Origin of the sequence: Streptomyces aureocirculatus, from assembly GCF_000720475.1 — a bacterium.
In the GTDB taxonomy this organism is placed as follows: Bacteria; Actinomycetota; Actinomycetes; order Streptomycetales; family Streptomycetaceae; genus Streptomyces; species Streptomyces aureocirculatus.
This window is the reverse complement of the sequence record NZ_JOAP01000070.1, coordinates 39,238-47,680: the sequence shown is the minus strand read 5'-3', so window position 1 is coordinate 47,680 and position 8,443 is coordinate 39,238. Positions and strand designations below refer to the sequence as shown.

The following is an 8,443-nucleotide window of genomic DNA, read 5'->3' as shown; positions in this document are numbered from 1 at the left end:
GGTCCATTCCGCTCACCCCGCCCACCCGGTCCATTCCGCTCACCCCGCCCACCCGGTCCACCCGGCCCACCCCGTTCACCCCGCCCACCCGGCTCACCCCGTTCACCGCTCCCCTCCCAGCGGAAGCACCGCCACCACCTCGAAGCCCCGGTCCGCCCTGGGCCCCGCCGCCAGCGTGCCGCCCACGCTGCGCGCCCGCTCCCGCATCCCGACGAGTCCGAACCCGGGCACGTCCGGCGCAGGCCGTCCCGCCCGGCCGGGGAGCGGCACCGGTCCGGCCGGGCGGGCGCGGACCGGCCCCGTGGCGGCCGTCGCGTCCGCGTCCCCGCCGTCGTCCGTCACCGTCACCCGCAGCTCCCCGCCCTGCTTCCGTACCCCCACCCGCACGCTCGGGTGCGGGCCGCCGTGCCGTACGGCGTTGGTGAGGGCCTCCTGCACGATGCGGTACGCCGCGGCGCCCACGGCGGGCCGCACCGCCGGGTCCGGGGCGTCCACGGCGAGGTCCACGACGGCTCCCGCGGTGCGGGCCGCGTCCGCGAGGTCGCCGATGCCGCCGAGACCGGGAAGGGGGCCCCGGGACTCGTCCGGGCCCGCGGGCTCACCGGGGCCGCCGTGCCCTTCCGGGTCCGAGGCCCGCAGGACCTCCAGGGTCGCCCGCAGCTCGCCGCGCGCGCTGCGGCAGGTGTCCGCGATGTCGTCGAGCGCGCCCGCGACGGCGGCGCGGTCGAGGCGCTCTGGGTCGGCGGCGAGGACGTGCGCGGCCACCGACGTCTGCACGCCGATCAGCGTGATGCTGTGCGCGAGCAGGTCGTGCAGGTCGCGGGCGACCCGCAGGCGCTCCTCGGCGACGCGCCGCCTGGCCTCCTCCTCGCGGGTGCGTTCGGCGCGCTCGGCGCGTTCCAGGGCGGAGGCGACGTACTGGCGGTGGACGCGTACGTAGGTGCCGAAGAGCAGCACGGCGACGATCCAGCCGGAGATGCGCATGACCTCCGCGACCTGCTTGGGGCCGACGTGGGCGTTGGCGAACAGGGTGACGGCCACGACGCCCACGCCGGTCAGGAGCGTACGGCGGGGCCGCCCGGTGACGGCGACGGTGTAGAGGGCGAGCATGGCGACGGGGACCGCGGCGACGTGCGTGTAGTCGACGGCGTGGTACGGCGCGACGAACACGACGGTGGCGAGGAGCACCGGCATCGGGTGGCTGCGGCGCCACACGGCAGGCACATGGGCGCACAGGAGCAGGGTCCAGCCGAGCGCGTCCAGGCTGCGCCCGTCCCCCGCGACCGCGCCGAGCACCACCGCGACGGCGGTGACGAGGGCGGCGAGGAGGGTGTCGTCGCGCAGGGCGCGGCGCGTGCCGGGTACGGCCCCGGTGAGCGGCCAGAGCCGACAGGCACCCGCGGCGGACATCGGCTGCGACACGTCGCCAGCTCCCCCTTCCGGCCCACCGGGCACATCGGATCCGCCCCCGGCCTTCCCGCCGGGCACAGCGACTGCGGCCCCGGCTGTTCCGCCGGGCACACCGACCGCGGCCCCGGCCGTCCCCGCCCGTCCGCGTTCGTCCATGCGATCACCCCCATCTTCGTGCACGGCGGCGCCCCTCCGACAGGGAGGGGCGCCGCGTGGTCGGCCGTGGTCAACGCGCGCGGACGAGTTCCGGCTCGTCGGGCTCGGGGGCGGGCGCCGGGCCGGGCGGTGCCTTCGACAGCGGGCCCGGCCACCACACCTTCCTGCCGAGGGCCAGGCTGGCGGAGGTCACCAGGTAGGTCCGCACCAGGAAGGTGTCGAGGAGCACCCCGACCGCGATGACGAAGCCCAGTTCGACGAGCTGGACCAGCGGCATATTGGTGAGGACGGCGAACGTCGCGGCGAGGACGAGGCCCGCGGAGGCGATGACACCGCCCGTGGTGCGCAGGGCGGTGAGCGCGGCAGGCCCCGTCTCCGCCCCGGCCAGGCACTCCTCGCGCATGCGATGCATCAGGAAGATGCCGTAGTCGACGCCGAGGGCGACCAGGAAGCAGAAGGAGAGCAGGCCGAGGCCCGGGTCGGTGCCCTCGAAGCCGAAGACGGGCCCGAAGACGAGCCCCGCGATGCCGAGCGAGGCGCCCCACACCGCGACGACCGCGAGGAGAAGGAGGAGCGGGGCGACCAGTGCGCGCAGCAGGACGACGAGGATCAGCAGGACGGCGGCGAGCACGATGGGGACGACCACCCGCATGTCGCGCCGGTTGGTGTCCTTCAGGTCGAGCTGTTCGGCGCTCGGCCCGCCGACGTAAGCGCCCCGCGCGTCGAGGCGGTCGCGCAGCTTCTCCAGGGTCGCGGTCTCGGCCGCCGACTGCGGCGTGGCCTTGGCGACGACGGAGATCTCGGTCCACTGCCGCGAACTGCGGCCGCGTTCCGCGCTGTCGACGCCCGGCACGGCACGGGCGTCGGCGAGTGCCGGGGCGGCACGGTCGGTGGGTGCGATGACGCTGATGGGCTGGGTGCCGCGCTCGGGGTAGGCGGCGGCGAGGGTCTCCATGGCGGCGATGGAGTCCGGCTTGCTGGTGAAGGAGTCCTCCTGCTTGAGGTTGCCGGGCAGGGCGAACGCGCCGAGGGCGAGGGCGCCGAGCAGCACGGCGCCCGCCGCGAGCACGGTACGGGGCCTGCGTCCCGCGGACGAACCCATCGACTGGAACAGCGACTTCCGCTTCTTCGGCTCGCTGCCGAAGGCCGGCACCAGCGGCCAGAACACCCGCCGCCCGAGCACCACGAGCAGCGCGGGCAGCAGCGTCATCATCGCCACGAGCGCGCACAGCACCCCGACCGCCCCGAGGGGCCCCATCCCCCGGCTGCTGTTGAGGTCGGCGGCGAGCAGGCAGAGCAGGCCCGCAGCGACCGTTCCCGAGGAGGCGACCACGGCGGGCCCGCAGTTGCGCAGGGCGGTGACCATGGCGTCGTACGGCCGCTCGACGCGGCGCAGTTCCTCGCGGTAGCGGGAGATGATGAGCAGGGCGTAGTCGGTGCCCGCGCCGAAGACCAGGATCGTCATGATGCCCGAGCTCTGCCCGCTGACCGTGGTGCCGAAGGCCTGGTTGAGACCGTAGGCGACGCCCATGGAGAGGTAGTTGGCGACACCGGCGACGACGAGCGGTACCAGCCAGAGCAGCGGGCTGCGGTAGATCAGGACGAGCAGGACGGCGACGACGGCGACCGTGGTGTAGAGCAGCGGTCCGTCCAGGGAGGTGTAGACCTCGCTCGCGTCGGTGGCGAGCGCGCCTGACCCGCCGACCTCGACGCTCAGCCCGTCCGTGTCCGCCGTGCCTTCGGGGGCCTTGACGACGTCACGGACGTCGTTGACGAAGGTGTCCCGCAGTTCCTCGTCGGTGCCGGGTTCGGTGCTTGCGACGGGGTACATCAGGGTCGTGCCGTCCTTGGACGGCACGCCCTGCGGCCTCTCGACGAGCTTCAGATCCCGGTCGAGGGCCGCCACCTGGTCCGCCGCCGTGCTCCGGTCGGCGGCGGTGAGCCCCGCGTCGCGGTGGTAGACGAGGACCAGCTCCGTCGTCTCGCCGCCGGGCAGCCGCTCCTGGACCTCGGCGACCTGGGTGGAGTCGGCGTTCGCGGGCAGATAGTCCACGGCCCGGTCGCGCTGGACGTCGCCGAGCTTCCCCGCGAAAGGACCGGCGAGCGCGAGCACGGCGATCCACAGGCCGAGCAGCGCCCAGGGCACGGCGCGTGGTCGGCGGCGCTTCGACGTTGATGCGGCCCCCATCGGTGGGCCTCCCTCCCGTGACGGTGTCTGACGGCTCCCAGACTTCCGTCGCGCGAGGGCCAAGACGTCCCGCCCGAGAGCGAGTTGGGCCTTACCTCCCGGGGTGGCACGGAGGGCGCGTTACTCCCGGGGGAGTATCCGTGCGCGGTACGGGCCGTCAGGACGGCGTACGCGTCGCCGCCACGAGCAGTCGGGCCACGTCGTGGGGGTCGATGGTCAGCGCGCAGCCCGCGGTGGCGAGCACATCGCGCTCGGCGGGCGTGTAGGGGCCGTCGGCGAGGGCGATCCTGGCACCCTGGAGGAGCAGGGCCTCGCGTCCCGCGGGCGCGAGGTGGGGGGTCAGCGGGCCGAGCGCCTCGTGGAGTTCGATGGCGAGTCCGGGCACGCAGTCCGGGACGTCGAAGCTGCCGGTGTCGGCGGCGAGCGCGTCGACCAGGGCGGTGAGGCGCTCCTCGGTGCAGTCGTCGAAGCCGGCGCCGTGCAGGGTGGTGACGGCGGCGTCCAGGGCGGCGCGGGACGCGGTGCCGCCGGTGGTGAGGACCGCGATCACCACGGTGTGCACGGCGTCACGCAGCATCGCGGAGAGCCGGACGGTCGTGGGGTGGTCGAGCGTCTCCAGCCCGAAGTGGTCCTGGCAGGCGGCGCATTCGACGACGGGTCCCGCCTCGCCGCGGGAGAGCAGCGGCACGCCGAGGAAGACGAAGCGCCGACGGCCCGTGCGCCGCTGGTAGTTGCGGTCACCACCGCAGCCGGGACAGAAGAACTCGCCGTCGCAGACGGTGGTCCAGGCCGTGCGGGTGCCGACGAGGCGCCCTGCGAAAGACCCCCGGGGCCCGCGGAACCCACGGTGCCCGCCGCGGTGCAGCAGGCGCGGGAACGGGCCGGTGCGGTCCCCTCGGCCGACGCGTCGGCCGCGGACCGGTGCGACCCCGCCGAAGACGCGGGATGCCCGTTCTTTCCGTCCCCGATCTGGCAGCACCACGCACCTCCACGACGCCGCGGCGGCCCTGCCGCGTTGGCGTGATGTTAGCCACATCCATGATGCCGCGTCAGTACCTTGGACGGGAGATGGCCGGTTGCCAGCCAGGGCCGGGCCCCCTGACGCGCGGCGGCCCCGTCCGCCACAGCGGCGGACGGGGCCGTAAAACCACCGGTCGAACGGGTGTCCGGCAGGATCAGCGGCTGGCGCGGTTGACGGCGGAGACGACGGCCTTGAGCGATGCACGTGTCGTATTCGCGTCGATGCCCACGCCCCACAGGACCTTGTCGTCGACTACGCACTCGATGTACGAGGCCGCCTGTGCGGAGGCGCCGGCGCTCATCGTGTGCTCCTGGTAGTCGAGCAGCCGGGCGTCGATGCCCAGGGACTGCAGGGCCGCGAAGAACGCCGAGATCGGGCCGTTGCCCGTGCCGGTCAGGACCGTGGACTCGCCGTCCACGATCGCGCCCACGGTCAGCGTGTCCACGCCGTCCTCGTCGGCGGTGGTCTGGCTGGCGCGCAGTTGGACGCGGCCCCAGGGGTTGTCGGGGTTCGGCAGGTACTCGTCCTGGAAGACGCTCCAGATCGCGCCGGGCGTGACCTCGCCGCCCTCGGCGTCGGTCTTCGCCTGGATGATCTTCGAGAACTCGATCTGCATGCGCCGCGGCAGGTCCAGGCTGTGGTCGTTCTTCAGGACGTAGGCGATGCCGCCCTTGCCGGACTGGGAGTTGACGCGGATCACGGCCTCGTAGGAACGGCCGACGTCCTTCGGGTCGATGGGCAGATACGGCACGGCCCACTCGATGTCGTCGACGGACTTGCCCGCGGCCGCGGCCCGGGACTCCATGGCGTCGAAGCCCTTCTTGATGGCGTCCTGGTGGGAGCCGGAGAAGGCGGTGTAGACCAGGTCGCCCGCGTAGGGGTGGCGCGCGGGGACCTCCATCTGGGTGCAGTACTCGTACACGCGACGGATCTCGTCGATGTCGGAGAAGTCGATCTGCGGGTCGACGCCCTGGCTGAACAGGTTCATGCCCAGCGCCACCAGGTCGACGTTGCCGGTGCGCTCGCCCTGTCCGAACAGGCAGCCCTCGACGCGGTCGCCGCCCGCCATCACGGCGAGTTCGGCGGCGGCGACGGCGGTGCCGCGGTCGTTGTGCGGGTGGATGGACAGGCACACGTACTGGCGCCGGGACAGGTTGCGGGACATCCACTCGAAGCGGTCCGCGTGCGTGGACGGCGTCGAACGCTCCACGGTGGCGGGCAGATTGAGGATGATCTCGCGGTCGGCGTCGGGCTGCCAGACGTCCATGACGCCCTCGCAGACCTCCAGGGCGAAGTCCAGCTCGGTGTCGGTGAAGATCTCCGGGCTGTACTGGTAGCCGAAGACGGTGTCCTGGTCGAGGATCTTGTCCGCGTACTCCATGACCAGGCGGGTGCCGTCCACGGCGATCTGCTTGACCTGCTCGCGTGAGCCGCGGAAGACGACGTCGCGCCAGACGGGCGCGGTCGCGTTGTACAGGTGCACGGTCGCGCGCTTGGCGCCCTTCAGGGAGGCCACGGTGCGCTCGATCAGCTCTTCGCGGGCCTGTGTGAGGACCGAGATCGTCACGTCGTCGGGGATGGCGTCCTCGTCCTCGACGATGGAGCGCACGAAGTCGAAGTCGGTCTGGCCCGACGAGGGGAAGCCGACCTCGATCTCCTTGTAGCCCATGCGGACGAGCAGGTCGAACATGGCGCGCTTGCGGGCGGGCGACATCGGGTCGATGAGCGCCTGGTTGCCGTCGCGCAGATCGGTGGACAGCCAGCGGGGCGCCACCGTGATGCGTTGGTCGGGCCAGCTCCGGGCGGGCAGGGCCACCTGCTCGTACGGGCCGTACTTGTGGATCGGCATCGAGCTGGGGCGCTGGAAGTTCGGCATGGGGTGCGGGGCTCCTCGACAGGGTCCGGAGGGGACGGCCGACGGTCTGGCACAGCACCGAACTCCGCGGGGAGGGGGTCGGCCTTGCTACAGACCCTCGCCGCGGCAGCTAAGGAGAAGCAGCCCGAAACGCATGATGCGAGGCAGCCTAGCCGAGCCGCGCGCGATGCGCGGGTGCGTATCAGTATCCGGGACCGTGGGGAACGTACCGGACAAAAGGTGCCGTATATCACCTGGAGAGGACCGCATGGGTCCGTATGCGGTTATTTCACCAATCATGGTGGCAGCTAGTGACAGCGGCATGACCCAGTGCCACATTGCCGCCATGACCGCCAACCCAACGGGTTTCGTCCCCGTTTTCTGCACGATCGTGCCACCCGTCATCCTGGACACGCTGGCTCAGTCCCAGAACCCCGCGCTCGCCAAGGCCGCCCGCCGCACCCTCCAGCGCGACGCCTACGAGCGCACCCAGCGCCGCCTGACCACCGTCGTCGGCGCCCCGTCCGTGGCCGCACCCAAGGGCGCGGTCGAGGGCAAGCCGCACCGCACCGTCTACGACGCCAGGCACAAGACGGACCTGCCGGGACGCAAGGTGCACAGCGAGGGCGACAAGCCCGGCAAGGACGCGACGGTCAACCGGGCCCACGCCGGCCTCGGCGCCACCTTCGAGGTGTTCCTCAAGCACTTCGCGCGCGACTCCATCGACGGCGGCGGGCTGCCCCTCGACGCGACCGTGCACTACGGCGAGGAGTACGGGAACGCCTTCTGGAACGGCGAACAGATGGTGTTCGGCGACGGCGACGGTGAGATCTTCCTCGACTTCACCATCCCGGTCGACGTCATCGGCCACGAGCTGACCCACGGCGTCGTCCAGTACACGGCGAACCTCACCTACTTCGGCCAGCCCGGCGCCCTGAACGAGTCGATGGCGGACGTGTTCGGCTCCCTCATCAAGCAGTACACACTCGGCCAGACCGCCGCCGACGCCGACTGGCTGATCGGCGCGGGCCTGCTCGCCCCGCGCGTCACCGGCACCGCGCTGCGCTCGATGAAGGCCCCGGGCACCGCGTACGACGACGACGTCCTCGGCAAGGACCCGCAGCCCGCCACCATGGACGACTACGTCCGCACCGGCCGTGACAACGGCGGCGTGCACATCAACTCCGGCATCCCGAACCACGCCTTCTACCTGCTCGCCCAGGCCCTCGGCGGCCACTCCTGGGAGCGGGCCGGGCAGATCTGGTACGCCGTCCTGACCGGCGGCGAACTCGCCCAGGACGCGTCGTTCACGGACTTCGCCAAGCTGACGGTCGCCGCCGCCCGCGCCAAGTACGGCGACGGCGACGAGCTGAAGGCGGTCGTGGACGCCTGGGCGCAGGTCAAGGTGGACACCACCTGACGCGGGCCAGGGTGGGTACCACCTGATCCGGCCGGAAGCCGTCGGACCTCCCGGCGCCGCCTGGCGGGGCGCCGGAGCCTGGAGTAGACAGGACCCATGCGTATCCAGGTGAAGCGCACAGGAGGTTTCGCGGGCATCGAGCGGTACGGGGAGGTGGACACCACCGGGCGCCCCGACGCCGCCGAGTGGCACGCCCTGGCCGAACGGGCCCTGGCGGACGGCCGGGACGCGCCACCGATCGGCGTACCCGACGGGTTCAGCTACCAGCTCACCGTCGACGGCCGGACCGTGTACTGCGCGGACCCCCGGCTGACCGACGACCAGCGGGAGCTGATCACACGGGTGCTCAAGGAGGGCTCGTAGCGCTCCCGCCCGGCGGGGGCCGCTCGCCGC

At 72.6% G+C, this 8,443-nt stretch carries 6 protein-coding genes; 2 read left to right on the top strand and 4 right to left on the bottom strand.

Going from position 1 to position 8,443, the window contains the following annotated elements; translation table 11 throughout:
- Positions 1-102 precede the first annotated feature (102 nt).
- The 4 genes from IG78_RS0137870 to leuA all read right to left on the bottom strand — a co-directional run bounded on the left by IG78_RS0137870 (position 103) and on the right by leuA (position 6,651).
- Positions 103-1,422, bottom strand: coding sequence for a sensor histidine kinase (locus IG78_RS0137870; RefSeq protein WP_430739066.1), 1,320 nt, complete (start codon positions 1,420-1,422; stop codon positions 103-105).
- A gap of 214 nt (positions 1,423-1,636) precedes the next feature.
- Positions 1,637-3,754, bottom strand: a complete 2,118-nt coding sequence (locus IG78_RS0137865; protein WP_030573167.1) for an MMPL family transporter — start codon at positions 3,752-3,754, stop codon at positions 1,637-1,639.
- A 157-nt stretch (positions 3,755-3,911) separates the two neighbouring features.
- Positions 3,912-4,622: a TerB family tellurite resistance protein gene (locus tag IG78_RS0137860; RefSeq protein ID WP_030573164.1), complete on the bottom strand. Its 711-nt coding sequence runs from the start codon at positions 4,620-4,622 to the stop codon at positions 3,912-3,914.
- Positions 4,623-4,929: 307 nt separating this feature from the next.
- Positions 4,930-6,651 (bottom strand): 2-isopropylmalate synthase, encoded by a 1,722-nt coding sequence (gene leuA / locus IG78_RS0137855; protein ID WP_030573161.1) that lies wholly within the window; start codon positions 6,649-6,651, stop codon positions 4,930-4,932.
- Between the two features lie 325 nt (positions 6,652-6,976).
- Between leuA and IG78_RS0137850 the strand changes: the two genes are divergently transcribed.
- Positions 6,977-8,050 carry a M4 family metallopeptidase gene (locus tag IG78_RS0137850; protein ID WP_030573158.1) on the top strand — a complete coding sequence of 358 codons (1,074 nt, stop codon included), beginning with the start codon at positions 6,977-6,979 and terminating at the stop codon, positions 8,048-8,050.
- 96 nt (positions 8,051-8,146) lie between these two features.
- The gene (locus IG78_RS0137845; RefSeq protein WP_030573155.1) at positions 8,147-8,413 is read left to right on the top strand and encodes a protealysin inhibitor emfourin; all 267 of its coding nucleotides are present in this window, start codon (positions 8,147-8,149) and stop codon (positions 8,411-8,413) included.
- The last annotated feature ends 30 nt before the right edge of the window (positions 8,414-8,443 follow it).